Here is a 26,314-nt window from a genome sequence, read left to right on the forward strand (position 1 = left end):
TGCTCGTGGGCACGGGGTGCCCACCCTACTGCGGGCGATCGTAGGGTGGGCTCACCGAGCCCACGGGCAGCATTACTTGTTCGGCTGCGGCGTCAGGCGCAGGTAAGGACGCGGCGCCGAATAGCCTTTCGGGTATTTCTGCTTGAGCTGTTCCGGATCCTGGACGGTCAGCGGGATGATGACGTCGTCGCCGTCCTTCCAGTTGCCCGGGGTCGCGACGGTGTAGCCGTCGGTCAGTTGCAGGGCGTCGATCACGCGTAGGACTTCGTCGAAGTTGCGGCCGGTGCTCATCGGGTAGGTGATGATCAGGCGAACTTTCTTGGCTGGGTCGATCACGAACAGCGAGCGCACGGTGGCGGTGGCCGACTGGTTCGGGTGGATCATGTCGTACAACTGCGAGACCGATTTGTCCGCATCGGCGATGATCGGGAAGCCGACCACGGTCTGCTGGGTTTCCTCGATATCCTTGATCCAGGCCTTGTGCTGCTCGGCGGGGTCGACCGACAGGGCGATGGCCTTGACGTTGCGCTTGTCGAATTCCGGCTTGAGTTTTGCGGTCAGGCCCAGTTCGGTCGTGCACACCGGCGTGAAGTCGGCCGGATGCGAGAACAGTACCACCCAGGAATCGCCCGCCCAGTCGTGGAAGCGGATGCGGCCAATGGTGGAGTCCTGCTCGAAATCGGGAGCGGTGTCGCCCAGGCGTAAAGTCATGCTGATCTCCTTCAGGTTAAGGGACTGAAACTGCGGTCAGAAAAAGCGGTTGTACAAGACCACGGCCCAGGTCGCGGCAGCCATCGTGATCGCCAGTGCCACCGCCGCGCTGCCCAGGTCCTTGGCGGCCTTGGACAGCGGATGGCGCTCCAGCGACACACGGTCGACCACCGCCTCGATGGCGGCGTTGATCAGCTCCACCAGCAGCACCAGTCCGAGCACCGCGATCAGGGCCAGCTTCTGGAAGGCGGACACCGGCAGCAACAGCGCGACGATCGCCGCCGGCACCGCCACCATCAGTTCCTGGCGGAAGGCATGCTCGTGCCGCCAGGCCGTCTTGAAGCCTTCGATCGAATAACGGAAAGCACCGGCGATGCGCACCAGTCCGCCCTTGCTCTTGAACTCGCTGCTTGGTTGATCCATGGGTGTCGTGTTTGCTTGCAGGATTGGCATTATGCCCCACTCCGAAACAACGCGTTAAACACAATTTTCACATTATGGTATAAAGTAGAGAAATATACCGCACCGCAGCAAGCTCAACATGAAAATGGAAACTCTCGAACCGGCGAAAACTTCCATCCAGGTGATCGAACGCATGGTCGCCCTGCTCGACGTCCTGGCCAGCTATACGGACCCCGTGAGCCTGAAGGAATTGTCGAAGGTATCCGGTCTGCACCCCTCGACCGCGCACCGCATCCTCAACGACATGGTGGTGACGCGCTTCGTCGACCGCGTCGAACCCGGCACTTACCGCCTCGGCATGCGCCTGCTGGAACTGGGCAATGTGGTGAAGAGCCGGCTGTCGGTGCGCGAAGCGGCGGTCGATCTGATGCGCGCCCTGCACAACAAGACCCGCCAGACGGTCAACCTGTCGGTGCGCCAGGGCGACGAGATCGTCTACATCGACCGCGCCTTCTCCGAGCGCTCCGGCATGCAGGTGGTGCGCGCGATCGGTGGCCGCGGCCCGCTGCACCTGACCTCGACCGGCAAGCTGTTCCTGTCGATCGACGAACCGAAGGCGATCCGCGCCTACGCGACCCGCACCGGCCTCGCCGGCCACAACAAGAATTCGATCACCGACCTCGGCCGCCTGGAACGCGAACTGGCGCTGGTGCGCTCGCGCGGCTATGCGCGCGACAACGAGGAACTGGAACTGGGCGTGCGCTGCATGGCAGCCGGCATCCATGACGACAGCGGCAAGCTGGTGGCGGGCTTGTCGATCTCGGCGCCGGCGGACCGGCTGCAGGACGAGTGGCTGGAAGACCTGGTGAACACGGCGGCGCAGATTTCGGCGACGCTGGGGCATCGGGTTTCATAACGCCGTCGTCCGCGCGACGTTTACACGTTAGCGGTCAAAATTACTGCGCAGTCGTCCCCGGCACCACCGCCGACACCGTCACCGGCACGCCGGCCGCAGCCGACGCCGGAATCGCCGCCGGCTTCAATGCCTCCAGCCATTTGCGCATCCGTCCCGCGTCCGCGGTCCGCGACTGCTTCCCTTTCGAATCCAGGAACACCATGATCACGTTGCGGCCCTGGATCATGGCCTGCATCACCAGGCAGCGCCCCGCTTCGTTGATGAAACCGGTCTTCTGCAGGCCGATGTTCCAGTCCGGCATGGCCACCAGGTGGTTGGTGTTGTGGTACTGCATGCGGCGGCCGCTGGCTTCGACCACGTAGTTCGGATCCGTCGTGTACTGGCGCAGCAGCGGTTCCTGGTGGGCCGTCATGACCAGCTTGGCCAGGTCGCGCGCGCTCGACACGTTCTGGCTCGACAGGCCGCTCGAATCCACATAATGCGTGTCGTTCATGCCGAGTTCTTTCGCCTTGGCATTCATCGCCTGGACGAAGGCATCGATACCGCCCGGATAGTTGCGGCCGAGTGCGGCGGCGGCGCGGTTTTCCGAGCTCATCAGGGCGATGTGCAGCAGGTTGCCGCGCGTCATGCGGGTGCCGACGGGCAGGCGCGAGCTGGTGAACTTGTGCTTGTCGACGTCGGCGTCGGTGATGGTCAGCACCTCGTCCAGGTTTTGCTGGGCCTGAACCACCAGCAGGCCGGTCATCAGCTTGGTGATCGAGGCGATCGGCAGGGCGACGGTGGAATTCTTTTCGAACAGCACTTCCGAGCTGGCCTGGTCCATCACATAGGCGACCGAGGAGCGCAGGTCGAGCGGATCGTGGGTCTTGGCCAGGCCGGCCAGGTCGCCGGCGCTGAGGAAGGCGATCGCCGGCGCGGCGCGGCGCACGCGCTGGTAGACCACCCTGCGCTTGCCGTGCACCATCTCGATCCGGCGCACCATCTGCTCGCGGTTCTCGGCGGCGATGGACTTGGCGAGGTCGGTGCGCTTGGGCGGGTGTTTCACCCGCTTGGCGCTTGCCGTGTGTCCCTGGTGCTTGGTCCTGGCCATGGCCTGGGAGGGTTCAAGCAGGAACATCAACGAAATGGCGGCAGCCAGCGCGAGCTTGAGCATCTGAAAATCCTTGAACGCGAACTGAAGAGCACACAATGCAGTGTAGCGAAACACGAGTTAAGCGCAAGGAATGTAACACCTGCGCTCTCATTTTGCTACAACGCAATGTTTCTCACGTTGCAGAAATCTCTTGATAATTCAACAGCTTGGCGTCCCAGTATAGCGAACAAGCTAGTCGATGAAGCGCACGAAGCTGGACACCGGTTCGCGTTCCGTTACCAGGCTGTTCTCGATCCTGGCGGGATCGGCGAAGCCGAGCGCCATGCCGCAGACCAGCATCTCATTCTCCGGCAAGCCCAGTTGCCCGGCGACGATCCGATGGAACTGGGTAAACGCCGCCTGCGGGCAGGTATCGAGGCCGCGTCCGCGCGCCGCCACCATGATGTTCTGCAGGAACATGCCATAGTCGAGCCAGGAGCCCTGCTCCATCACGCGGTCGATGGTGAACAGCAGGCCGACCGGCGCGTCGAAGAAGCGGTAGTTGCGGCCATGCTGGGCCGCCATCCCGGCCTTGTTCTCGCGCGTCAGGCCCAGCAGGGCATACAGGTCCCAGCCGACCTTGCGGCGCCGGTCGATGAAGGGCGAGACCCATTCGCGCGGATAGTAGGCGTATTCCTCGGTGTGTTCCTTCACCTGCTGCGGGTCGCGGTAGGCTTCCAGGATCGCCTTGCCCAGGCGCTCCTTGGCTTCGCCGGTCAGCACGTAGACTTTCCACGGCTGGGTATTGGTGCCGGACGGTGCGCGCGACGCGACCTCGAGGATGGCCTCGACGTCTTCGCGCGCGACCGGGGTGTCCAGGTAGGCGCGGATCGAGCGGCGCGAGGTGATGGCCGCGTCGACGGCCTGCTGCTGTGGGCTGGTGATCATGGAATCTCCTTGGATTATTTTTTGACGACGAAGGCCACGCCCATCACCGCGACCGCCATGCCCACCAGTCCGAGCGGGCTCAGCGCTTCGCCGAACATCAGCCAGGCCATCACGGCCGTGGTCGGCGGGGTCAGGTAGAGCAGGCTGGTGACCTTGGTGGCGTCGTTGCGGCTGATGAGGCGGAACAAGAGGAAGATGGCGCCGATCGACAACGCGAAGATCGACCACAGCAGCGCGCCGAGGAACTGCGGGGTCCAGTCCACATTGCCGAGCGTGGGGCCGAAACCTTCCAGCGCCAGCGCGGGCGGCAGCAGCAACAGGGCGCTGGCCGTGAACTGGATCAGGGTGCCGGTGCGCAGGTCGAACTGCGGGCAGAAGCGCTTCTGGTACAGGGTGCCGCAGGTGATCGACAGCAGCGCCAGCACGCACAAGCCGATGGCGGCGGGCGCCAGGCCGTTCAGGCTGATCTTGGCGTAGACGACCAGGGCCACGCCGCCCAGGCCGAGCAGCAGGCCCAGCCACTGGCGCGCGCTGACCCGTTCGCCGACCAGGGGCGCGGCGAAGGCGGTCAGGATGGGTTGCAGGCCGACGATCAGGGCCGACAGCCCGGCCGGCATGCCGATCTTGATCGCGCTCCAGACCCCGCCCAGGTAGCCGGCCTGCAGCAGCAGCCCGGCGACGGCCACGTGCAGGATGCGTCCGCGCGGCCACGGCGCCCTGCTCAGCAGCACCAGCGGCAGCAGGACCAGGATCGCGCCCACGCAGCGTACGATCAGGAAAGTCAGCGGCGGCGCATACGGCAGGCCGTACTTGGCGGCGATGAAACCGGTGCTCCAGAGGACGACGAAGAACAGCGGCACCGGCGACAGCCAGGCGGCGTGCGCCGGCGAAGCGGACGGGACCGTTGAAGGCTGGACGGGCGGCGTGGCGGCGGTATCGGAAGAGGTGTCGGGGGTCATCGGATTGCCAGTCTAGCATGCTGTCCGGGTGTCCGCCGGCCGCCCCTTGCCAGCCCGTTTGTTGTATCCGTACAAACGAATTGCCACGCAAACGATTGCACGCGTTGATATAACTCAAAACAAGTGATTTGTATTGTGCGCCGCATCAAAAGTGCTTGACGCATAATCGGAACCCGGTAGAATCTGATTATGTTGCGGCGCACAAAAGAGTTTCAGAACGCTGCCATCACGCATCCGAGCAACATCCGGGTCCAACCAAGTTCATTATTTGTCCAATACTGGAGAACTACATGTTTGCATTCCCCGAGCAGTTTTCGAACGCGACCAAAGCTAATCTGGATTCCCAATTCGCCCTGCTGTCGGCCCTGACCTCCAAGACTTTCGAAGGCATGGAAAAGCTGGTGGACCTGAACATCAACACCGCCAAGTCCGCGCTGGAAAACTCGTCGGCAACCGCCCGCCAGCTGCTGGCCGCCAAGGATCCGCAGGAATTCTTCTCGCTGACCGCCTCCCAGGCCCAGCCGAACGCTGAAAAAGCCCTGTCGTACAGCCGCCAGGTTGCCGCCATCGCCGCCGACACCGGCGCCGAGTTCTCGCGCGCCGCCGAAAGCCAGTTCGCCGAAGTCAACCGCAAGGTGATCTCGCTGGTCGACGAAGTGACCAAGAACGCCCCGGCCGGTTCCGAGACCTATGTGTCGGCGCTGAAAACCGCCATCAGCAACGCCAACGCCGGCTACGAGCAGTTCACCAAGACCACCAAGCAGGCCGCTGAAGCGATCGAGTCGAACCTGAACGCCGCCGTGTCGCAGTTCACTGCTGCCGCCGGCAAGGCCGCCAACGGCGCTGCCAACGCTGCCTGATTAATTTTTGCCGTTTGGCAAAAGAACGGCCCGGACTGCGTGAGCGGTCCGGGCCGTTGTTTTATGGCTGGCTTCAACACGTCGTCCCCGCGAGCTCATCATTCGTCGTTCTCGCGAAGGCGGGAATCCAAGTTCGTGGCCAACCGTTAGCGTTCGCGATATTCACACAAACTTGGATTCCCGCCTGCGCGGGAATGACGGAGCGCCGGATTATTCGCCCAGGTAAGCCGCCTGCACCCGCGGATCATTCAACATATCCGCCGCATTCCCCGTCATCGTAATCGCCCCCGACTCCATCACATAAGCGCGGGTAGCGGCCTGCAGCGCCAGGCGCGCGTTCTGCTCCACCAGCAGGACGGTAATGCCCTGGGAAGACACATCGCGGATCACCTCGAAGATCTTCTCGACCATGATCGGCGACAGGCCCATCGAGGGCTCGTCCAGCAGCAGCAGGGTCGGGTGGCACATCAGGGCGCGCGCCATCGCCAGCATCTGCTGCTCGCCGCCGGAGAGGGTGCCGGCCAGCTGGTTCGCGCGCTCCTTCAGGCGCGGGAATACCGCGTACCACTTGTCGATGTCGGCCTCGATCCCGGCCTTGTCGTTGCGCGTGTAGGCGCCCATCAGCAGGTTTTCGTGGATGCTCATGCGGGTGAACACGCCCCGCCCTTCCGGCACCATCGCCAGCTTGTTCCGCACCAGCTTGAAGGACTTGGCGCTGCCGAGAGGCTGGCCGAGGTAGGACACGCTGCCTTCGACCTTGCAGGCCGGCAGGGTGCCGGTGATGGCTTTCAGGGTGGTGGTCTTGCCCGCGCCATTGGCGCCGATCAGGGTCACCAGCTCGCCGCGGTTGACCTCGAGGTCGATGCCCTTGACGGCCTTGATGCCGCCGTAGGCGACCTTGAGGCCGGCAATTTTAAGGATATTCTCACTCATTAATGACTACTCCCGGTGCCGAGGTAAGCCTCGATCACCGCCTTGTTCTTCTGGATCTCGGCCGGCACGCCTTCCGCGATCAGCTTGCCGTATTCCAGCACCGAGATGCGGTCGCACAGGCCCATCATGAGCTTGACGTCGTGCTCGATCAGCAGGATGGTGACGCCGGCGGCCTGGATCTTCACCAGCAGCTCGCGCAGCGCCAGCTTCTCGGTCGCGTTCATGCCGGCGGCCGGTTCGTCCAGCGCCAGCAGGCGCGGTTCGGTCGCCAGCGCGCGGGCGATCTCGAGGCGGCGCTGGTCGCCGTAGGAAAGATAGCGCGCGGTGCGGTCCGCGAACTGGCCGATGCCGACGAAGTCCAGCAATTCCCGGGCCTTGGCGCGGATCGCCGCTTCCTCCGCACGCGCCGCCTTGTGGCGCAGGATCGCGCCGATCACGCCCTGGCGGGTGCGCACGTGGCGCCCGACCATCACGTTCTCCAGCGCCGTCATCTCGCCGAACAGGCGGATGTTCTGGAAGGTGCGGGCGATGCCGGCCTTCGCCACCTCGTGCGGCGCCGACGGCGAGTAGGGCTTGCCGCCCAGTTCGAAGCTGCCGGTGTCCGGCTGGTAAAGGCCGGTGATCACGTTGAAGAAAGTGGTCTTGCCGGCGCCGTTCGGACCGATCAGGCCATAGATCTGGCCCTGCTCGATGCGGATGCCGACGTCGGTCAGGGCCTGCAGGCCGCCGAAGCGCTTGTTGACGCCGGAAATATTCAGTAGTGCAGTCGTCATGGTCGCGCTCATGCCGCCTCCTCCGCGTGTTCTTTCGCGAGCGCCGCGGCCGGGCGGTCTTCCTTGCGCGGCGACGGCCACAGTCCGGCCGGACGGTAGAGCATGATGACGACCATCGCCAGGCCGTACAGCAGCTGGCGCAGCACTTCCGCCTCAATCAGCACCTTGCCGAACAGGGTGCGCTGGGCCGGCTCGACCACGTGGCGCAGCACTTCCGGCAACGCCGCCAGCAGCACGCCGCCCATCACCACGCCGGGGATGTGGCCGATACCGCCCAGCACCACCATCGCCAGCACGGCGATCGATTCCGTGAAGGAGAAGGATTCCGGCGAAATGAAACCCTGGAAGGCGGCGAACATGGCACCGGCCACGCCGCCGAAGGAGGCGCCCATCGAGAACGCCAGCAGCTTGACGTTACGGGTGTTGATGCCCATCGCCTTGGCGGCGATCTCGTCCTCGCGGATCGCCACCCAGGCGCGGCCCAGGCGCGAATGCTGCAGGCGGCTGGTCATGAAGATGGTGACGATGCACAGCAGCAGGAACAGGAAATAGTAGGCGTTCACCGATGGCATGCCGAAGCTGCCGAAGTACACGGTGGCGCGCGAACCCGCCTCCCCCGCCAGCGACACGCCGAAGATGCGGATCGGATCGATCAGGTTGATGCCCTGCGGGCCGTTGGTGAAATTGATCGGATCGTTCAGGTTGTTCATGAAGATCCGGATGATCTCGCCGAAGCCGAGAGTCACGATGGCGAGATAGTCGCCGCGCAGCTTCAGGGTCGGGGCGCCGAGCAGCGCGCCGAACAGGCCCGCCACGAGCGCCGCCAGCGGCACGATCGCCCACACCGACAGGTGGATGCCCTCCGTGCGGATGCTCTCGCCGAACATCGCCGTCAGCGAATCGCCCAGCGCCGGCGAATAATTCACCACCGATTCCAGCAGCGCGGCGAACTGCGGCGAAGCCATCAGGCCGGTCAGGTAGGCGCCCACCGCGAAGAAGGCGATGTAGCCGAGGTCGAGCAGGCCGGCGAAGCCGACCACGATGTTCAGGCCCAGCGCCAGCATGATGTACAGCAGGGCCATGTCGAGGATGCGCACCCAGGAGTTGCCGAACTGGCTGGCGACGAAGGGGAAGACGAGCATCACCGCCAGCAGGATGGCCATGCTGGCATAGGCCTGGCGCGGCTTGTTGGCGGTGTCGAAGGTCAGGAGAGCCATGTTGTCGTTTCCTTTCCTCAGGCGCGGTCGGCCACGCGTTCGCCCATGATGCCGGACGGGCGTACGGTCAGCACCAGGATCAGCACGATGAAGGCGAAGATGTCCTGGTAGTTACTGCCGAGGAAGCCGCCGGTCAGGTCGCCGATGTAGCCGGCGCCCAGGCTCTCGATGATGCCAAGGACGATCCCGCCGATCATCGCGCCATAAATATTGCCGATGCCGCCCAGCACCGCGGCCGAGAAGGCCTTCATGCCCGGCACCGTGCCCATCGCGAACTGGATCGACGCATAGTTGGCGCCCCACATCACGCCAGCGACCGCGGCCAGGGCGGCGCCGATGGCGAAGGTGGTCACCACCACGCGGTTCGAATCCACGCCCATCAGGCCGGCCACGCGCGGGTTCTCGGCGACGGCGCGCATCGCGCGGCCCATCTTGGTCTTCTCGACCAGGAACACCAGGCCCATCATGGCGCAAGCGGCCAGCACCAGCAGCAGCACCTGGGTCTGCGAGATCACGGCGCCGCCGACCATGATCGGCTCCGACGACAGCAGCTGGGGGAAAGGCAGCGGGCTGCGGCCCCAGATCATCATCGCGATGGTCTGCAGCAGGATCGAGACGCCGATCGCGGTAATCAGGGGCGCCAGGCGCGGCGCATTGCGCAGGCGGCGGTAGGCGATGCGTTCGATCAGCACGTTGACCAGCATCGCCACCGGGATCGCGCCGATGATGGCGATCGCCAGCTGCAGCCCGCCGGCCATGCCGGGGAAGCTGGCATCGAGGAATTTCAGGATGCTCAGGCCGACCATGGCACCGATCATCAGCACGTCGCCGTGGGCAAAGTTAATCAGGTTCAGCACGCCGTACACCATGGTGTAGCCGAGCGCGATCAGCGCATACATGCTGCCCAGCACCAGTCCGTTCAGGATTTGCTGGATAAAAGTTTCCATCGTGGGTTTTCTCTTTCTCTTGTTGCGCCGCGCGGCGGCAGACCACATTTCCGAGCGACATCATCATATTACATCCATGACCCACGCATGAAAAAAATGCCATGCCGCCGTCACAAATTTGCCGTCTGTAGTATGCTCCGCGCCTCGCGACCTCATGCATATTGCATACCGATCCCGGGGCCGCACACTCAATACAACAATCAGCGAGACTTACTTGAAACAAAAATACCTGACCCTGATGGTCGCCGTGGCCCTGGCCGGCGCATCCGCAACCGCCGCCGCTTCCGGCTACCGCTTCGGCTCCCAGAACGTGTCCTCCCAGGGCACCGCGGAAGCCAACGGCGCCGAAGCCGCCGACGCCTCCACCATCTTCGCCAACCCGGCCGGCCTGTCGCGCCTGGAAGGCAGGCAGATCATGGGCGGCGTGACCGCCGTCGTGCCGCACTCGAGCTACCTGGATGCCGGCTCGACCCGCTTCACCCGCACGCCCACCGGCGGCCAGGCGTCGCAGGACGACTACGTGCCGAGCGTGGTCGCCGGCCCCTCGCTGTACTACAGCCAGAAGATCGACAACCAGTGGAGCGCCGGCCTGGGCGTCTTCGTTCCCTACGGCACCAAGCTGGACTACGACAGCAACTGGGCGGGCCGCTATTCGCTCACCAACATCAAGCTGGAATCCGTGAACCTGAACCCGTCGGTCGCGTTCAAGCTCAATGAACAGCACGCCTTCGGTTTCGGCCTCGACATCGAATACATGAAGGCCCGCCTGGGCCAGGCCGTCGACGTGCCGGGCTCCATCCTGGCCGCCCAGGCCGCCGGCACCGGCGCCGCGCTGGCGCGCCAGATCGCGGCGATGGGCGGCAACCCGGCCGCGCTGGCATCGGCCGGCGACGCCCATGCCGGCGTGGAAGGCAAGGACTGGGGCTATGGCTTCAACCTGGGCTACCTGTTCTCGCTGGACCAGAACACCCGCTTCGGCATCGCCTACCGCTCCTCGATCAAGCATGAGCTGAAGGGCGGGGCGGTGTGGGACTTCTCGACCGTGAGCGGCGACAAGGTCGTCAACGGCGTGCTGCAGGCGGCCGCGCGGCGCGCCAACTCGGCCGCCCGCGTCGAGATCCGCACCCCGGAAACCCTGTCGCTGAACGCCTTCCACCAGTTCGACGACAAGTGGGCCGGCATGGCCGACGTCACCTGGACCCGCAACTCGCGCATGCAGAACATCGACATCGAATTCGTCGGCACCGGCGAAGGCGACGAAGTGATCCGCCAGCAGTGGAAGAACACCGTGCGCGTGGCGCTGGGCGCCAACTACAAGCTGAACGAAAACGTCACCCTGCGCGGCGGCATCGCCCATGACGACGCCCCGGTGCGCAGCAACGAACTGCGCCACGCCGCCCTGCCCGACGCCGACCGGATGCAACTGTCCTTCGGCGCCAACTGGAAGCTGGGCCCGGCCTCGTCGCTCGACCTGGCCTACACCTGGCTGGACTTCAAGGATGCGCCAGGCAACTACAGCAATGGCTGCAACCCGGTCGCCACCTCCTGCACCGGCAACGGCGAAACCACGCGCGGCACCTGGAAGACCCATATGCAGCTGATCGGCCTGGCCTACAGCTACAAGTTCTGAGCGGCCGCTGAATGAATGAAGCCGGCGCCTCCTTGCGGGGGCGCCGGCTTTTTTACTTGTGCCGCGAAGGCGTTCGGTTCAGACGTCGCGCAGGGTGATGACGGGCATGGTCAGGGTGCGCTTGTCCTGGAAGAAGGCGATGTCGAACAGCGCCGCCGCGCCCACCACTTCCTTGCCCATCTGGCGCAGCAGGCTGGCCGCCGCCTCGATGGTGCCGCCGGTGGCCAGCACGTCGTCGACGATCAGCACGCGCTCGCCCTTGATGCGGGCCGGCTGGATCTCGATGGTGGCGCTGCCGTACTCGCGCCGGTACTCGATGCTGATCGCTTCTCCCGGCAGCTTGCCGGGCTTGCGCGCCATCGCAAAGCCGATCGCGCGTTTGTAGGCGAGCGCGCCGGCGATCATGAAGCCGCGCGCATCCATCGCGACGATGAAGTCGAAATGCAGCTCGGCGGTGCGCTCGTACAGGGTGTCGATGGCGACCTGCCAGTGCACCGGATTGTCGAAGACGCAGCCGACGTCGATGAAATTGACGCCCGGCTCAGGATAGTCCTTGAAGAACTCCAGCGGAATCGAATCGAAAGCCATCGTCTTTCCGCTCAGGCCGCCGCAGAGGCGTCGGTCGCCGGAGCGCCGGCCGCCGGAGCGCCGGCCGGATCGCCGGTCAGGCCCTTGGGCAGCGGGAAGGTGACGTGCTCTTCCACGCCTTCGAGGGCGCGCACGCTGGCGGCGCCGAGTTCCTTCAGGCGGTCGATCACGGCCTGCACCAGCACTTCCGGGGCCGAGGCGCCGGCGGTCACGCCGATGCGCTTCTTGCCGGCGATCCAGGCCGGATCGATGGCGGCCGCATTGTCGACCATATAGGCCGGGGTGCCCTTCTTCTCGGCCACTTCGCGCAGGCGGTTCGAGTTCGAGCTGTTCGGGCTGCCGACCACGACCACGACCTCGACCTGGGGCGCCAGGAACTTCACGGCTTCCTGGCGGTTGGTGGTGGCGTAGCAGATGTCGCCCTTCTTCGGCTCGATGATGTTCGGGAAACGGTTCTTCAGCGCGGCAATGATCTCGGCGGTGTCGTCGACCGACAGCGTGGTCTGCGACACGTAGGCGAGCAGGTCCGGATTGGCGACCTGCAGCTTCTCGACGTCCTCGACCGTCTCGACCAGGTGCATGCCCTCTTCCGCCTGGCCCATGGTGCCCTCGACTTCCGGGTGGCCGGCGTGGCCGATCATGACGATCTCGGCGCCCTGCTTGCGCATCTTGGCGACTTCGACGTGGACCTTGGTGACCAGCGGACAGGTCGCATCGAACACTTTCAAGCCGCGCGATTCGGCTTCGTCGCGCACCGCCTTCGACACGCCGTGGGCCGAGAACACGAGGGTGTTGCCCGCCGGGACGTCGTCGAGGTCTTCGATGAAGATCGCACCCTTGTTGCGCAGGTCGTTGACGACATAGGCGTTGTGCACGATCTCGTGGCGCACGTAGATGGGCGCGCCGAACTGCTGCAGGGCACGCTCGACGATCTCGATCGCACGGTCGACGCCGGCGCAGAAACCGCGCGGCTGGGCTAACAGGATTTCGTTGTCCATGTCTTAGAGTACGGAAATGAGTTGCACTTCAAACTTCAGCGGCTGGCCGGCCAGCGGGTGGTTGAAGTCGAACAGGGCGTCGTTCTCGCGCACCTGCAGCAGCACGCCGGCGAAGCGGCCGCCGCCCGGCGCCGCGAAATCGACCAGGTCGCCGACCTGGTAATCGGCGTCCGGCACCGAGTTCTCTTCCAGCGTCTTCTTCGACACGGCCTGGATCAGTTCCGGGTTGCGCTCGCCGAAAGCCTCGAGCGCGCTCAGCTCGAAGCTCGTGTGCGTGCCTTCCGCCAGGCCCAGCAGGCGCTGTTCGAGGAAGGGGGCGAGCTGGCCCTGGCCCAGCAACAGGGTGGCCGGCGTGCTGCCGAAGGTTGTGACGATATCAGTACCGTCGGCGGTGGCAAGACGATAATGCAGAGTCAGGTAAGCCGATTCGGTGACGATGGGAGCGTTGGTGGTGGACATTGCGGGATTGTGCGTGTGCGTAACGTGCAAACCGCTATTGTAAGCTAGACCTACCCGTCGCGCCCGCTCCACGCCATTTTTAGACGGGGAAATGCATGGGTATCAATGACTGGTCCGAACAGGAAAGGCCGCGCGAGCGCCTGGTGCGCGAAGGGGCGCAGGCGCTGTCGAATTCCGAGCTGCTGGCCCTGATGCTGCGGGTGGGCGTGCGCGGCAAGAGCGCGGTCGAGCTGGGGCGCGACATGCTGCAGCACTTCGGCTCCCTGCACGGCCTGTTCGGCGCGACCCTGGCCGATTTTTCCGAAGTGCACGGACTCGGCATGGCCAAGTATGCGCAGATGCAGGCCGTGATGGAACTGGCCCGGCGCGCGATCRCCGAGCAGTTGCAGGCCGGCGACCTGCTGTCCTCGCCGGAAGCGGTCAAGCGCTACCTGCGCATCAAACTGGGCGGCCGGCCCTACGAATCCTTCGTGGTGTTGTTTGTAGACATCAAGAATCGCTTAATTGCCGATAAAGAAATGTTCCGTGGAACCTTGAGCCACGCCAGCGTCCACCCGCGCGAAGTGGTCAAGGAAGCCTTGGCCTGGAATGCCGCCGGCGTGCTGCTGGCCCACAACCATCCGTCCGGCTCGCCGGAGCCGAGCGACGCCGACCAGCGCCTGACCCGCACGCTGTCCCAGGCGCTGGGCCTGGTCGATATCCGCGTGCTCGACCATTTCATCATCGCCGGACCGCTGGTGCACTCGTTTGCCGAGCACGGCCAGCTCTAGCGCGGCGCTTCCCCTGCGACACAGGCCAGCATGAAGTCCATGCGCCGGCCGCTGCCATCCTCCAGCGCCAGGCTCACCACCGCGCGCGGCGCCAGTCTCGCCTGCGGCCAGGTGGCGCGGAACACCGCCAGCGCGGACGGCGCGTCCGGGGCGTGCGTCACCAGCGCGGCCGGCCCCGGCAGCGGCGTCGCCTCGCGCCGCGCATCCTCCAGCAGCAGGGTCGTCATCGCCGGCCGGGCGAAGCGCAGGTTGCCGGCCGATAGCAGGCTTTCGGTCACGATCGTGCGCGCTTGCGGACATCGCCGTTCCACCGCAGCCGCCAGCCCGGCATAGGGATGGTGGCGCGTCATGATCTTGCCGAAGGCCGGGCCCAGCCAGGTACGCGCCGGCAGCAGGAGCAGCAGGCCCAGCGCGGCCACCGCGGCAATGCGCAGGATGTCCGCATGGATCGCCGCCCTGTCCAGCGCCGGAAACATCACGCACAGGCCCAGCGGCAGCGAAAACAGCAAGGGGATCATCCAGCGCTCCTTGATCGTGCCGACTTCCCCCGTCAGCGCGAGCGCCACCAGCAACAGCCCGCAGACGCCATACAGGCAGGCGAAGAAGCGGCTGGCCGGCGCGCTGCGGTCGACGTGCAGGCGGCCGCGCCACAGCGCGCGCCGGCGCCAGCACACCAGCGCCCAGGCCAGCACGGGCAGCGCTGCGAAGGAGGTAAGCGCTTCCAGCACACCCACGCCGCCCTGCCCCACCCGCCCCAGCCAGGGCGCGTCCGCGGCGCCGTCCTGCATTTTTTGCAGCGTGCCGCCGAAGGCCAGCGCGGGATGGCCGGCCATCCAGGCGGCGTGCGGCAAGACCAGCAGGACGGCCGGCAACACGGCGGCCCAGGCCCGGCGATTCCATAGCGCCTCGCGGTGCGCGGGCACCAGCAGGCTGCCCCCCAGCAGGCCGGCCAGGAACACGCCATAGTTGTACTTGGTCTGCAGCCCGAGTCCGCACAGCACCCCGAAGCCGATATGGCGCGCCAGCGTCGGCCGCCGCAGCAGGGCGAAATAAAGCCACAGGGTGGCGCAGGCGATGGCGGTCATCAGGACCGAATGGGTCTGGATGCGCAGCGCTTCCCAGCCGACCTGGGGAAACAGCGCCAGCGAGGCGGTCACCGCCAGGGCGCCGCGGCGGCCGAGCAGCAGGCGGGCCGCGCGGAACATGGCGATGCAGCTCGCGGCCAGCGCCAGGTCTTTCAGGATCAGCAGGGCGAAGCGGTTGACGCCGAAACCCTCGAAGAACAGCCATTGCAGCCAGGCGTACAGCGGCGGCTGGGTGCCGTAGCCGAGCCGCAGCTGCTGGGTGAGATAGACGATCTCCGCTTCGTCGCGCTCGAGCGTGCCGTGTTCGGCAAGACGGATCGCGAGGAAGGCGCAGCACCAGGCGAGCAGCGCCAGCAGCGGGCGCCAGTCTCTTGCCGATGGCGGACCGGGCGGCGCGGCGGAGGCGCCGGCCGGGCGCTCCACATGGGCCAGGGAATCGTCGTGCATGGCATCCTCGTGTCTCGGGTGTGTCCACACTGCGGCATCCGCAGCGCATGGGTTTGAACTTGGACAAACGTGCCGGCATGCCGGTTGCAGCTTCCACACTGCTACACTTGGAAATTATTTCCAGCAATGACAAACCGATGGCGGCCATCTTCAGCTTCAAATGCGCGTCCTGCGACGAGATCCACGAAGGCTCGCCCAGCTTTTCCTTCCGCGCGCCCGATCCTTGGCTGGCCCAGCCGGAAGCCGTGCAGGAAGCCGGCCACCTCGGCAGCGATGTCTGCCGCTATGAAGACGAGGACGGCCGCCAGTTCTTCATCCGCGTCGTGCTCGAAGTGCCGATCCATGGCGTCGCCGATCCCTTCCTGTGGGGCGTATGGGTCTCGCTCAGCGAAACGAATTACGAACGCCACATCGATACCTACGACGCCCCGGACACCGGCGACCGCTATTTCGGCTGGTTCTGCAATGCCCTGCCCTGGTATCCGGACACGCTCGGCCTGAAGACCTCGGTCCATCCGCGCGCGAACAAGCAGCGTCCCTATATCGTGCTGGAAGAGTCCGGGCACCCGCTGGCGGTCGATTTCCATCGCGGCATCAGCGTGCAGCGCGCCCAGGAAATCGCCGAGGCCGTCATGCACGGTGGTGACGCATGAAGCTGCTGGCCCTGTGCGGCAGCCAGCGCACGGCATCGATGAGCGGCGGCGTGCTGCGCGCCTGCCGCCGCCTTGCGCCGGACGGCGTCGAGGTCGTCCTGTTCGAAGAACACAAGCAATTCCCCCTCTTCAATCCCGAACTCGCCGGGCTGCCGGCGGGCGTGCAGGCCCTCCACGCGGCCGTCGACGCGGCGGACGCCATCCTCGTCGCCAGTCCCGAGTATGCGCATGGCGTCACCGGCACCATCAAGAACACCCTGGACTGGCTGGTCGGCCACCCGGGCTTTGCCGGCAAGCCGGTGGCGGTGCTGAATCCGTCCTGGCAGTCCCACCATGCCGACGACAGCATCAAGGAGATCCTCGGAATGATGTCGGCCGAGCTGATCCTGGACGCCTGCGTGCGCATTCCCGTGATCGGTTCCGGCGTCGGGCCCGATGCGATCGCCGCCTCCGAGCGCTTCGCTCCAGCCATCGAAGGGGTCCTGCGGGCCGTCGCGCAACACCTCGCCAGGCCCCGATAACAGCGTGTAAACAGCAGCTTACGGCGCAATTCTTGCGTAATTTTACGATTGTTAAATCTGCGCGATGATTTGAGAAACAATTTTTTTCCGCAAGTTGTTGATTACGCGGCTGTTTTCAAGCTATACTCTCGTTTTTCCGATTGTGGAAGTTTACTCAAGGAGTGCGCTATGGCACGTGTTTGCCAAGTTACTGGCAAGGGCCCGATGGTTGGCAACAACGTCTCCCACGCCAACAACAAAACCAAGCGTCGTTTTCTGCCGAACCTGCAGAACCGCCGCATCTTCGTAGAATCCGAAAACCGCTGGGTCTCCCTGCGTATTTCCAACGCCGGCCTGCGCGTCATCGACAAGCTCGGCATTGACGCTGTGCTGGCCGATATGCGCGCCCGCGGCGAGAAAATCTAAATAGGGAGTCATCATGGCAAAAACTGGCCGCGACAAGATCAAACTGGAATCGACCGCAGGTACCGGTCACTTCTACACCACGACCAAGAACAAGCGCACGATGCCGGCGAAGATGGAAATCACCAAATTCGACCCGAAAGCACGTAAGCACGTGATCTACAAAGAAACCAAGATCAAGTAATCTGGTTTTCTTCTGGTCCAAAAAAGCCGCCCACTTCGCAGTGCGCGGCTTTTTTGTTGTTGACTCGGATCAGCCCATCATCGAATTGCCCCGCTGCACGCCCCCAGGCTCGCTATAGTCGAGCCCGTCTGCCGACCGCTCCGGCCGGCGTTTCCGGGGAGAGAACGATGCGGCATTCACCTTCGAACTGGCTTCGGCTGCTGACCCTGTTGACCCCTGGCCTGCTGGCCGCCTGCACCACACCCTACCGTCCACCCGTCGTCGTCCGCGACAGCGCCCCCTTCCCCGGCATCGTCAGCCTGGTCCAGCCCGGCAGCAAGCGTCCGCTCGACGTCATCCTGGTGCACGGCATGTGCACCCACGACGCAAGCTGGGCGAATCACGGCATCGACCGCATCGCCGGCGTCGTATCGGCGAACCTGCCCGAGCAGGCGGCGGCCGGGCCCAACGGCATCCAGCTGGTCGAGCGCACCCAGCAGGTCGGCGGCACGCCGGTGCGCTTCCATGCCCTGATCTGGTCGCCGCTGACGGCGCCGCTCAAGCGCCAGCTCGACTACGACAACACCGGCAGCCCGAGCGACTGTTCGCCGGCCGGCAGCGGCGAGTGCAAGCCGACGCGCGCCTGGCTGAACGGCTACGTCAAGGACAGGCTGCTGAACGACTGCCTGTCCGATGCGGTGATCTACGAAGGCGCCAGCCGCAACGCGATCCGCGACGCCATGGTCGAATCGGTGTCGCGCATCATCGAAAGCAATCCGAACGGCGACCATACCCTGGCCGTGGTCGCGGAAAGCCTGGGCAGCAAGATCCTCTTCGATGCCCTGAGCAGCATGCTCGAATCGCGCCAGCCGCGCACCCAGGCACTGGGCCAGCAGGCCGCGCGCCGCCTGGGCCTGCTGTACATGGCGGGCAACCAGCTGCCCATCCTCGGCCTGGCCGAACAGGACATCGAACGCCGCCCCGACAACCGTTCGGCGCCGGCGCCCGACTCGCTGCAACGCTTCCTCGAACTGCGCCGCCGCCAGGCCGCCCCGCTCGCGGAATCGGTCGGCCGCCTGGCGGTGGTCGCCTTCACCGATCCGAACGACCTGCTGTCCTACCGCCTGCTGCCGGCCCGCTACGCGGCGCCCGATGTGGCGGTGGCGGACGTGCTGGTGTCGAATGCCCGCTCCTGGCTGGGCCTGATCGAGGACCCGGTGGCGGCGCACCTGGACTATCTGGAGAGGCCGGAGGTGGGGGAGTTGATTGCCTGTGGCTATCCGCGATTTTCGGGATGCCGCTGACCGTCATTCACGCCTGCGGGGAACGACGGCAAAAAAAAACGGCTCCCGCAGGAGCCGTTTCTTCATCAAGCCATCACGCCATCAGGCATAGCTACGAAGCCGCATCGAAAACTCCTGCAGCGCCTTGATGCCCGAAGCTTCCGCACGCGTGCACCAGTCCTGCAGTTGATGCAGCAGCTGGTCGCGGGTCGAGTGCGAACGCTCCCAGATCGCGCCCAGTTCCACGCGCATCTGGTGCATGGTTTCCAGCACCTTGCTGTGTTCGAACAGTTCGCTCAGCTGGGCCTGTTGCGGAGCCTGCAGCTTGGCCGGCTCGCGCTGCATCAGCTTGCGCGAGGATTTCAGGAAGCGCTTCTCCAGTTCGGCCTTGTGCTTCAGGTGCTCGATTTCCTCGCTGAAGGCAGCCTTGACCGACTTGGCGTACTTGGCCATCACGTCGTAGCGGTTGGTGATGACGGATTGCAGCGTGTCGAGGTCGGCTTCCAGCTTGTTCTTGGCCAGCTTCGGCTTCGGAATGGTCTTCTTGACCTTGGCCAGGCCGACCATTTCCATCATGCGGATGTAGGCGTAGCCGATGTCGAACTCGTACCACTTGCTCGACAGCTTGGCCGAGGTCGCGAAGGTGTGGTGGTTGTTGTGCAGTTCCTCGCCGCCGATCAGGATGCCCCAGGGCAGCAGGTTGGTGGCGGCATCGTTGCAGTCGTAGTTGCGGTAGCCGGTGTAGTGGCCCAGGCCGTTGATGATGCCGGCCGCGGTGATCGGGATCCACAGCATCTGCACGGCCCAGATCGTGATGCCGGCCACGCCGAACATCATCACGTTAAACGGCAGCAGGACCGACACGCCCAGCCAGCTGTATTTGGTGTACAGATTGTTCTCGATCCAGTCGTTCGGGCAGCCGTGGCCGTATTTTTCCAGGGTTTCCTTGTTCTTGGTCTCCGCGCGATACAGTTCGGCGCCTTCCAGCAGCACTTTCTTGATGCCGCGGGTGACCGGGCTGTGCGGATCTTCGACGGTCTCGCACTTGGCGTGGTGCTTGCGGTGCACGGCGGCCCATTCCTTGGTGACCTGGCCGGTGGTCAGCCACAGCCAGAAGCGGAAGAAATGGCTGACGATCGGGTGCAGGTCGAGCGCCCGGTGAGCCTGGTGACGATGCAGGTAGATGGTGACGCCGGCGATCGTGATGTGGGTCACGATCAGCGTGTACACAACCATCTGCCAACCCGACAGGCCGATCAAGCCACCGTCCAGGAAGGACAGGACGGCTTCGAAGATGTTGCTCAGAAAATTCATTAACACTCCACAATGGATGACTTGGTTCGCCGAGATGTCATACGAACCGCATGACGCAAATACGCATTTTACGCGTATCCAGTGACCTGCGGCACGTTACACAGCAAGGAGTTCAGGCTTAATTGTGGATCCGCGCCACAACCGATGCTATATGCGCATCAAGGAGGCGGGTATCAAGTGACGGGATGCCAAGTTTGATTTGCCCGGACTGCACCAGGTCGTAAATCTTCTTGTTGATGGCGGACACCACACCGCCCTGCCCGTTCTCCGGATCGCCGATCCAGAAGCCGAGGTCGAGCTCGTAGCCTTCCGGCGCGAAACGGCTCAGCGATACGCCCGGCGCCGGCGTTTCCAGCACCCGCGGGATGCCGACGGGCTGGGCCGCCAGCAGCGGCATCACCTCGTCGAGGTCGGAGCCGTAGGCCACCATGACCTTGGTCGAGGCCCGCACCGCGCGCATGCTGAGCGTCTGGTTCAGCACCGGCCCCGAGATCAGCATCTCGTTCGGCAACACGGTTTCGACGCCGTCCAGGCCCTGCAGCACCGTGTAGCGGGTATTGATCTGGGTAACTTTGCCCGTGTATTTGTCGACCGAGATCATGTCGCCGATCGACAGGCTGCGCTCGAGCAGGATGATGAAACCCGACACATAGTTGCTGGCGATGCGCTGCAGGCCCAGACCCAGGCCGACGCCGAGGGCGCCGCCGAACACCGACAGCACGGTGAGGTCGAGGCCGGCCTGGCTCAGGCTCAGCAGAACGGCGCCGACGATCAGCACGGCGCGGCTGACCCGCGCCAGCGCCACGCGCAGCGAACTGTGCAGGGCCTGCACGCCCATCAGGCGTTCTTCCAGCGCCGCGCCGGCCCACAGCGCCAGCATCAGCAGTACCGCGATCGAGATCACGGCTTCCAGCACGTCGCCCAGCAGCACCTTGTTGCTGGCCTTGGGGCCGTATTGCAAGGTGGTGCTGTACAGGTAATGGATGATGTCCGGCCACTTGCCGGTGATATACAGTGCCACCGCCGCCCACACGATCAGGGCGAAGACTTTTTCGAAGGTGACGAAGGCCTCGCCCAGCTGGCCATGGCGCGCGAACACGCGCCGCAGCAGGAAGAAGGCGGCGCGGATCACGACCAGGGACCAGAACACCGGAATCGCCACTTTCACGATATTCGTGTGGAAGCGGTTCATGTCCAGCAGCCAGGCAGACAGGTAGAGCAGGCCCACCACCAGCAGCGGCGCGGCGACCCGCGCCAGGCTGGCGACGCCTTCGTGGCGCGTGATCCCGCGCGCGGTGCGGCGCCGGCGCCACCAGGCCTGCAGCAGACCCGTGCACAGCCAGCCGATCAGGATGCTGGCCGCGACCGACCCGACCTGCCACGGCATGCCGGGCCGGCTGAGGTCATCGAGCAGGTTGTCGATCAGGCTGGAAAGCTGCAGCGGCGCCAAGGTGCTTACTCGCCGGCGTCGGCAGCGGCCTCATCCGCCTTGACAGGCTTGGCGCCGGCCTTGCGCTCGAACACGGCGGCGAAGAAGCCGTCGGTGCCGTGCTTGTGCGGCAGCATTTTCAGCGTGTCGCCCATCTCCAGCGCGATGCGCTGCTCGGCCAGCACCTTGTTCATCGGGATCAGTTCGAAATCCGGATGGCTGGCCAGGAATTGCGCGACGATGCCGTCGTTTTCCTCATCCAGCAGGCTGCAGGTCGCATAGACCAGGCGGCCGCCGAACTTCACCAGGCGCGAGGCGCCGTCCAGGATCGAGATCTGCTTCTCGGTCAGTTCGGCGATGTCTTGCGGCTGCTGGCGCCATTTCACGTCCGGATTGCGGCGCAGCGTACCCATGCCCGAGCACGGCGCGTCGACCAGCACGCGGTCGATCTTGCCGGCCAGGCGCTTGACCTTGGCGTCGCGCTCGTGCGCGATCACCACCGGATGCACGTTCGACAGGCCGCTGCGCGCCAGGCGCGGCTTCAGCTTGCTCAAGCGCTTCTCGGAGACGTCGAAGGCGTACAGGCGGCCGGTGCTGCGCATGATGGCGCCGATGGCCAGGGTCTTGCCGCCGGCACCGGCGCAGAAGTCGACCACCATCTCGCCGCGGCGTGCGCCCAGCAGCTGGGCCAGCACCTGGCTGCCCTCGTCCTGGACTTCGATTGCGCCTTCCTTGAACAGCGGCAGGTTCTGCAGCGCCGGCTTCTTGCGGATGCGCAGGCCGGTCGGCGCGTACGGCGTCGGCTCGGCGACGATCGGCGCGGTCGCCAGTTCGGCGATGACCTTTTCGCGGTCGGCCTTCAGGGTGTTGACGCGCAGGTCGAGCGGCGCCGGCGTGTTCAGCACGGCGGCCAGTTCCAGGGTCTCTTCCTCGCCGTACTGGGCCACGAACTTGTCGTACAGCCAATCCGGCAGGTTGGCGCGCTTCTTCGGCGGCAGCAGCGAGCGGTCGATTTCCTTGATGCGTTCCAGGAAGGCGTTTTCATCTTCGCTCAGGCCGCCCAGCGACTCGGCGCCGATGGCGTCGGCCATGCCGAGCAGGACCAGGCGACGCATGGTGGCGCTGGCGCCGGTGCCGAAGCCGCCGAATTCGGTGAAGAAGTTCTTGTTGCGCAGCACGGAATAGACGCATTCGGCGATGGCGCCGCGCTCGCGGCCGCCCAGGCGGGGATGGTCCTTGAAGTAGCGCGACAGGGTGACGTCGGCCGGCGACGTGAAGCGCAGGATCTCGCGCAATACTTCTTCAGCATTGCCGAGGATCGCGGGTGGCAATCTCATGTAATTCCTTGAATTTTAGATACTGGTGGTCTCGGCGATGCGGACTTCGCCGTCGGCGATGCTGAGCCTGTCTTCGACGAACAGGCGCACCGCTTGCGGATAAATGAGGTGTTCCTCGGCCAGCAGCCGCTGCGCCAGGCTGTCCTCCGTGTCGCCCGGCAACACGGGGATGCGCGCCTGCAGCACGCTCGGGCCATGGTCCAGCTCGGCGGTGACGAAATGCACGGTGGCACCATGCTCCGCCACGCCTGCTTCCAGCGCCTGCCGGTGCGTGTGCAGTCCGGGGAACAGCGGCAGCAGCGAAGGATGGATATTCAGCATGCGGCCGGCGTAGTGCTCGACGAAGCCACTGGTCAGGATGCGCATGAAGCCGGCCAGCACCACCAGGTCGGCCTGGTAGCCGTCGATGGCCTGCTGCAGGGCCGCGTCGAAGGCTTCGCGCGAAGCGTAGGCCTTGTGGTCGACCACCGCGGTCGGGATGCCGTGCGCCTGCGCGAACGCGAGACCCTGGGCGTCAGGCTTATTGCTGATCACGGCGGCGATGCGGGCGGGCCACTGCTGCGCTTCGCGCGCCCGCACGATGGCTTCCATATTGCTGCCGCGGCCAGAAATAAGGATCACGATATTTTTCATAAGCGCGCATTGTACCGTTCCTCCAAACTTATATAAAGTTAGCTGCAGTTAAGTTAGCTGCAGGTAACTTTAATGTTGGATTCCTGTTTCGCCGGGGGCGGTTTCGCCTCGCGCTTGCACGCGTGGCCAGCGCCTCCCCCTCCACAGACAGACACGGTGGAACTCACCGCCATGTTTTTTAGGTTGATGGCTGCATTGATATCGCGGTCATGGAGTATGCCGCAGCCCGGGCATATCCACAGCCGCGTACCCAAGTCGAGTGCATCGAGTCTCAACCCACATCCTGAACAAGTTTTGCTGCTGGGGCACCAAGGATCCGCCGTTACCACCTGGCCACCGCGCCAAGCCGACTTGTATTTGAGCTGGCGACATAGCTCAGACCAGCCCATGTCGGCGATCGCGCGTGCAAGCCGGCGGTTGGCCAGCATGCCTTTGACGTTCAGATCCTCAATGCCGATCGTATGAAAACGCCGGGTGATACTGGTGCTCAGCTGGTGCAAACTGTCGCGGCGGATGCTAGCGATCCTCGCATGCAACTTGGCCAGCTTCAGCCTTGCCTTGGCTCGGTTGCACGACCCTTTGACTTTACGTGACAAAGCCCGCGATAGGCGGCGCAGCCGTACCAATTGGGTTCGCAATGCCTTGGGACCAGCGAATTTTTCGCCTGTCGACAATGTGGCCAGCGCCGCGATCCCCAGATCTACTCCTACCGCGCCTTGATTTTCGGCTAACGGCAAAGGCAAGTCCGGGGTGTGGACAGTAATGCTGACGTACCAATGGCCTGCACCGCGCGAGATCGAGGCAGAGACGATTCGTCCCGAAAAGCGCAGTGCTTCGCGCATACGGACCCATCCGAGCTTAGGAATGCGGATACGTCGGTCCTCGACTCGAAACTGGTCGTTGGTCAGGGCGAAGCGATCGTCGAGCCCCCTCTTCCTGAATACGGGATAGCTGGCGCGCTTGGTAAAGAAATTTTCGAACGCATGCCCCACCTGAATGATAGCCATCTGCGGTGCGTTCTTGGTTACTTCCAACATCCACGGAAACTCTGTTCGCTTGATCGTGTTGAGCTGCCGTGCCAACGCCGCCGCGTTTGGCTTTGGCAGCGATGGATCGACTTTGCAAGCTTCATACTGTCGCTGCCACTCGGCCAAGGCCCAGTTGTAGGCGAAGCGCGCCGTGCCGGCAGCGCGCGCCAGGTAAGTACCCTGCACGTTGTTCGGGCTTAACCGGATACGATGCGCCAAGATCATTGTGCATCCTTTGACGGGCAAGTACCTTCCGTAGGTTACTTTCTAATTTCTATGCTAGGCCGAACTGATGGGATTTAGATGCAATTGGCGCTCAAGGAATGAAGTACGAGCTCTAAATATGACTATCCAGACCTCAAGAGGTTCCAGCCACGCTGTTTTAACCCGAGCTTGATAGGCCGACGTCAACGCCACCACTAGTCATCCAAAGCAGGGTCGGGAAAGGCTCCTCGCGACAGCGGCACTATTCAAACGGCCGCGCCCCAACCCACCCCACCGATTGCGGCGATTGCGGCTCTTCAAACGAATAAAACACGCGGAACGGGACTTTTTTCTCGGCCCAGAATTCGGCGGCGTCGCGGAAAACGTCGAGCAGGGTTTCGCGGGCCTCCTTGTCGAATTTTTGCGTATTCGGCAATTGGTCGAGGACGGCGATGAAACCGGGCTGCGGCCCGGCTTCGGCGATCACGTTGGTGATGCAATTACGCAACGCTTCGAAATTCTTGCTGCACTGGCGGGGGAAGGTAAACTGCTCGCCGATGCGGGCGCAGACTTGCTGCTTGGTGAGGGCGTTGGCGCAATGGGCATAGAGGAAGTGATGGCCAAGGCGGCCTGCTTCCTTCTGCAGTTCCGTGGCACGATAGGCACGGATCGACTGCACAAGATTAGGCGGCACTCTCATCAACAAACTCATTTTCCCCTCAATCCTCAAGTTCCCCTCTAGTTTCGTTTCCCACCGTTAAAACCCTTAGTCCCGTAAGGGTAACGTTTTGTGGTATCCAGATCAACCCGAATATGGACGCGCAGCCCATATTTGTAAGAATTGTAGGGCTATTTCAGTCTGAATTAAGGCTTCGAAGTATCTGTATGGCTGTTACATTTTGTTGCCACGAGGATCGCCCCCATCGAGTCGACTAGCGGTAACATTCACTCATGGCAGTAAATTTCCAACTGATCTAGAACACCAAGCACACAAGCACACCAAAACGAGGTATGAACATGAACTTCAAAGCCAAACTGATTCTTTCCGCCGTGGGCGTCTGCGCCCTGCCGCTGGCCCAGGCTGGCGATTTCGAAGACTTCGGCCAAGTCGTGCGTGTGCAGCCGCGCGTCGAGCAGATCCGCACGCCGCGCCGTGAATGCCGCACCGACTACGTGCAAGCCCCGGTCCAGCAGCAGCGCGGCCAGGGCGGCTCGGTGGTCGGCGGTATCGCCGGCGCCCTGCTGGGCAGCCAGGTCGGCGGCGGCAACGGCAAGGTCGCCGCGGCGGCAGCCGGTGCGATCGCCGGTGCGATGGTCGGCGACCACGTCGAGAACGACGGCCGCGGCGGCTACGCCGGTACCCAGGAACAGGCCGTGCAACGCTGCCGTACCGTGGAATCGGTCGAACAGCGCACCAACGGCTACGACGTGACCTATAACTACCGCGGCCAGACCTTCAACACCGTCATGAACCGCGATCCGGGCAACCGCGTCCGCCTGCGCGTGTCGGTCGAGCCGGACCAGTACCAGTAAGCCTCAGCAATAAGTTCTACCGGCGCGGAGGACCCCCTCCTCTTCCGCGGCGTCAGTTCCTCCCGCAGCATCAGCCTGCTGCCCTTCCCCGGTGCGTTG

General features: G+C 64.3%; 29 protein-coding genes. 10 read left to right on the forward strand and 19 right to left on the reverse strand.

The features are described from left to right. Positions 1–72: 72 nt before the first annotated feature. Together AC1DOQ_RS18920 and AC1DOQ_RS18925 are read right to left on the reverse strand one after the other, a co-directional pair. Complete coding sequence (locus tag AC1DOQ_RS18920; RefSeq protein ID WP_477367650.1) at positions 73–711, reverse strand: peroxiredoxin; 639 nt, start codon at positions 709–711, stop codon at positions 73–75. A gap of 36 nt (positions 712–747) precedes the next feature. Further along, positions 748–1,134, reverse strand: a complete 387-nt coding sequence (locus AC1DOQ_RS18925; protein WP_477367653.1) for a diacylglycerol kinase — start codon at positions 1,132–1,134, stop codon at positions 748–750. Between the two features lie 118 nt (positions 1,135–1,252). Here AC1DOQ_RS18925 and AC1DOQ_RS18930 point away from each other — a divergent pair, with 118 nt between their 5' ends. Continuing rightward, complete coding sequence (locus AC1DOQ_RS18930) at positions 1,253–2,029, forward strand: IclR family transcriptional regulator (RefSeq protein WP_477367656.1); 777 nt, start codon at positions 1,253–1,255, stop codon at positions 2,027–2,029. Between the two features lie 40 nt (positions 2,030–2,069). On the opposite strand, the gene pbpG is transcribed toward AC1DOQ_RS18930, so the two are convergent. The 3 genes from pbpG to AC1DOQ_RS18945 form a co-directional block, all read right to left on the reverse strand. Continuing rightward, positions 2,070–3,182 (reverse strand): D-alanyl-D-alanine endopeptidase, encoded by a 1,113-nt coding sequence (gene pbpG, locus AC1DOQ_RS18935; RefSeq protein WP_477367659.1) that lies wholly within the window; start codon positions 3,180–3,182, stop codon positions 2,070–2,072. Between the two features lie 171 nt (positions 3,183–3,353). Further along, positions 3,354–4,049 (reverse strand): nitroreductase, encoded by a 696-nt coding sequence (locus tag AC1DOQ_RS18940; RefSeq protein ID WP_477367662.1) that lies wholly within the window; start codon positions 4,047–4,049, stop codon positions 3,354–3,356. A 14-nt stretch (positions 4,050–4,063) separates the two neighbouring features. Further along, on the reverse strand, positions 4,064–5,008 hold the full coding sequence (locus tag AC1DOQ_RS18945; RefSeq protein ID WP_477367665.1) for a DMT family transporter: 945 nt from the start codon (positions 5,006–5,008) through the stop codon (positions 4,064–4,066). A gap of 290 nt (positions 5,009–5,298) precedes the next feature. Between AC1DOQ_RS18945 and phaP the strand changes: the two genes are divergently transcribed. Continuing rightward, positions 5,299–5,868: a TIGR01841 family phasin gene (phaP, locus tag AC1DOQ_RS18950; protein WP_477367668.1), complete on the forward strand. Its 570-nt coding sequence runs from the start codon at positions 5,299–5,301 to the stop codon at positions 5,866–5,868. Positions 5,869–6,078: 210 nt separating this feature from the next. On the opposite strand, the gene AC1DOQ_RS18955 is transcribed toward phaP, so the two are convergent. Genes AC1DOQ_RS18955 through AC1DOQ_RS18970 form a run of 4 tightly spaced genes read right to left on the reverse strand, consistent with a single transcriptional unit; the run spans position 6,079 to position 9,738 of the window. Then, positions 6,079–6,801, reverse strand: coding sequence for an ABC transporter ATP-binding protein (locus AC1DOQ_RS18955; protein ID WP_477367671.1), 723 nt, complete (start codon positions 6,799–6,801; stop codon positions 6,079–6,081). Further along, entirely contained in the window at positions 6,801–7,574 is a 774-nt protein-coding gene (locus AC1DOQ_RS18960) for an ABC transporter ATP-binding protein (protein ID WP_477367807.1), read from the reverse strand. Before AC1DOQ_RS18960 ends, AC1DOQ_RS18955 begins: the two co-directional genes overlap by 1 nt. A gap of 8 nt (positions 7,575–7,582) precedes the next feature. After that, positions 7,583–8,791 (reverse strand): ABC transporter permease subunit, encoded by a 1,209-nt coding sequence (locus AC1DOQ_RS18965; protein ID WP_477367674.1) that lies wholly within the window; start codon positions 8,789–8,791, stop codon positions 7,583–7,585. A 17-nt stretch (positions 8,792–8,808) separates the two neighbouring features. Next, positions 8,809–9,738: a branched-chain amino acid ABC transporter permease gene (locus tag AC1DOQ_RS18970; protein WP_477367677.1), complete on the reverse strand. Its 930-nt coding sequence runs from the start codon at positions 9,736–9,738 to the stop codon at positions 8,809–8,811. A gap of 214 nt (positions 9,739–9,952) precedes the next feature. Here AC1DOQ_RS18970 and AC1DOQ_RS18975 point away from each other — a divergent pair, with 214 nt between their 5' ends. Then, a complete protein-coding gene (locus AC1DOQ_RS18975) occupies positions 9,953–11,368 on the forward strand; it encodes an OmpP1/FadL family transporter (RefSeq protein ID WP_477367681.1) in 1,416 nt (471 codons plus the stop codon). A 78-nt stretch (positions 11,369–11,446) separates the two neighbouring features. Here AC1DOQ_RS18975 and AC1DOQ_RS18980 read toward each other — a convergent pair whose 3' ends face one another. The 3 genes from AC1DOQ_RS18980 to AC1DOQ_RS18990 are packed head-to-tail and all read right to left on the reverse strand — an operon-like array spanning position 11,447 to position 13,413. After that, complete coding sequence (locus tag AC1DOQ_RS18980) at positions 11,447–11,956, reverse strand: adenine phosphoribosyltransferase (RefSeq protein WP_477367683.1); 510 nt, start codon at positions 11,954–11,956, stop codon at positions 11,447–11,449. A gap of 11 nt (positions 11,957–11,967) precedes the next feature. After that, a complete protein-coding gene (ispH, locus tag AC1DOQ_RS18985) occupies positions 11,968–12,954 on the reverse strand; it encodes a 4-hydroxy-3-methylbut-2-enyl diphosphate reductase (protein ID WP_477367686.1) in 987 nt (328 codons plus the stop codon). 3 nt (positions 12,955–12,957) lie between these two features. Continuing rightward, positions 12,958–13,413, reverse strand: coding sequence for an FKBP-type peptidyl-prolyl cis-trans isomerase (locus AC1DOQ_RS18990; RefSeq protein WP_477367689.1), 456 nt, complete (start codon positions 13,411–13,413; stop codon positions 12,958–12,960). Positions 13,414–13,508: 95 nt separating this feature from the next. Here AC1DOQ_RS18990 and radC point away from each other — a divergent pair, with 95 nt between their 5' ends. Beyond that, positions 13,509–14,183, forward strand: coding sequence for a RadC family protein (gene radC, locus AC1DOQ_RS18995; protein ID WP_477367692.1), 675 nt, complete (start codon positions 13,509–13,511; stop codon positions 14,181–14,183). On the opposite strand, the gene AC1DOQ_RS19000 is transcribed toward radC, so the two are convergent. Beyond that, on the reverse strand, positions 14,180–15,715 hold the full coding sequence (locus AC1DOQ_RS19000) for an ArnT family glycosyltransferase (protein WP_477367695.1): 1,536 nt from the start codon (positions 15,713–15,715) through the stop codon (positions 14,180–14,182). The two genes, radC and AC1DOQ_RS19000, sit on opposite strands and share 4 nt — an antisense overlap. 137 nt (positions 15,716–15,852) lie before the next feature. Between AC1DOQ_RS19000 and AC1DOQ_RS19005 the strand changes: the two genes are divergently transcribed. From AC1DOQ_RS19005 to AC1DOQ_RS19025, 5 genes are all read left to right on the forward strand, one after another. Beyond that, entirely contained in the window at positions 15,853–16,368 is a 516-nt protein-coding gene (locus tag AC1DOQ_RS19005) for a DUF2199 domain-containing protein (RefSeq protein WP_477367698.1), read from the forward strand. Further along, positions 16,365–16,889: an NADPH-dependent FMN reductase gene (locus AC1DOQ_RS19010; protein WP_477367701.1), complete on the forward strand. Its 525-nt coding sequence runs from the start codon at positions 16,365–16,367 to the stop codon at positions 16,887–16,889. The genes AC1DOQ_RS19005 and AC1DOQ_RS19010 overlap by 4 nt, the downstream gene beginning before the upstream one ends. A 168-nt stretch (positions 16,890–17,057) precedes the next feature. After that, a complete protein-coding gene (rpmB, locus tag AC1DOQ_RS19015) occupies positions 17,058–17,294 on the forward strand; it encodes a 50S ribosomal protein L28 (RefSeq protein WP_025511730.1) in 237 nt (78 codons plus the stop codon). Between the two features lie 13 nt (positions 17,295–17,307). Then, positions 17,308–17,475, forward strand: coding sequence for a 50S ribosomal protein L33 (gene rpmG, locus AC1DOQ_RS19020; protein WP_005665735.1), 168 nt, complete (start codon positions 17,308–17,310; stop codon positions 17,473–17,475). A gap of 167 nt (positions 17,476–17,642) precedes the next feature. Continuing rightward, on the forward strand, positions 17,643–18,758 hold the full coding sequence (locus AC1DOQ_RS19025; RefSeq protein WP_477367704.1) for a hypothetical protein: 1,116 nt from the start codon (positions 17,643–17,645) through the stop codon (positions 18,756–18,758). Between the two features lie 81 nt (positions 18,759–18,839). Here the strand turns inward: AC1DOQ_RS19025 and AC1DOQ_RS19030 are convergent, their stop codons facing one another. The 6 genes from AC1DOQ_RS19030 to AC1DOQ_RS19055 form a co-directional block, all read right to left on the reverse strand. Further along, entirely contained in the window at positions 18,840–20,051 is a 1,212-nt protein-coding gene (locus AC1DOQ_RS19030) for a DesA family fatty acid desaturase (protein ID WP_477367707.1), read from the reverse strand. A gap of 118 nt (positions 20,052–20,169) precedes the next feature. After that, positions 20,170–21,501, reverse strand: a complete 1,332-nt coding sequence (locus AC1DOQ_RS19035; protein WP_477367710.1) for a mechanosensitive ion channel family protein — start codon at positions 21,499–21,501, stop codon at positions 20,170–20,172. Positions 21,502–21,506: 5 nt separating this feature from the next. Next, entirely contained in the window at positions 21,507–22,817 is a 1,311-nt protein-coding gene (locus AC1DOQ_RS19040; RefSeq protein ID WP_477367712.1) for an RsmB/NOP family class I SAM-dependent RNA methyltransferase, read from the reverse strand. Between the two features lie 15 nt (positions 22,818–22,832). Further along, on the reverse strand, positions 22,833–23,450 hold the full coding sequence (gene purN, locus AC1DOQ_RS19045) for a phosphoribosylglycinamide formyltransferase (RefSeq protein ID WP_477367715.1): 618 nt from the start codon (positions 23,448–23,450) through the stop codon (positions 22,833–22,835). A 53-nt stretch (positions 23,451–23,503) separates the two neighbouring features. After that, entirely contained in the window at positions 23,504–24,703 is a 1,200-nt protein-coding gene (locus AC1DOQ_RS19050) for an RNA-guided endonuclease InsQ/TnpB family protein (protein ID WP_477367718.1), read from the reverse strand. A 241-nt stretch (positions 24,704–24,944) separates the two neighbouring features. Continuing rightward, positions 24,945–25,394: a barstar family protein gene (locus tag AC1DOQ_RS19055; RefSeq protein ID WP_060567075.1), complete on the reverse strand. Its 450-nt coding sequence runs from the start codon at positions 25,392–25,394 to the stop codon at positions 24,945–24,947. Between the two features lie 305 nt (positions 25,395–25,699). On the opposite strand from AC1DOQ_RS19055, the gene AC1DOQ_RS19060 reads away from it, so the two are divergent. Then, positions 25,700–26,215, forward strand: a complete 516-nt coding sequence (locus AC1DOQ_RS19060; RefSeq protein ID WP_477367721.1) for a glycine zipper 2TM domain-containing protein — start codon at positions 25,700–25,702, stop codon at positions 26,213–26,215. Positions 26,216–26,314: the final 99 nt, after the last annotated feature.

The organism is Massilia sp. 01N417 (assembly GCF_056399645.1).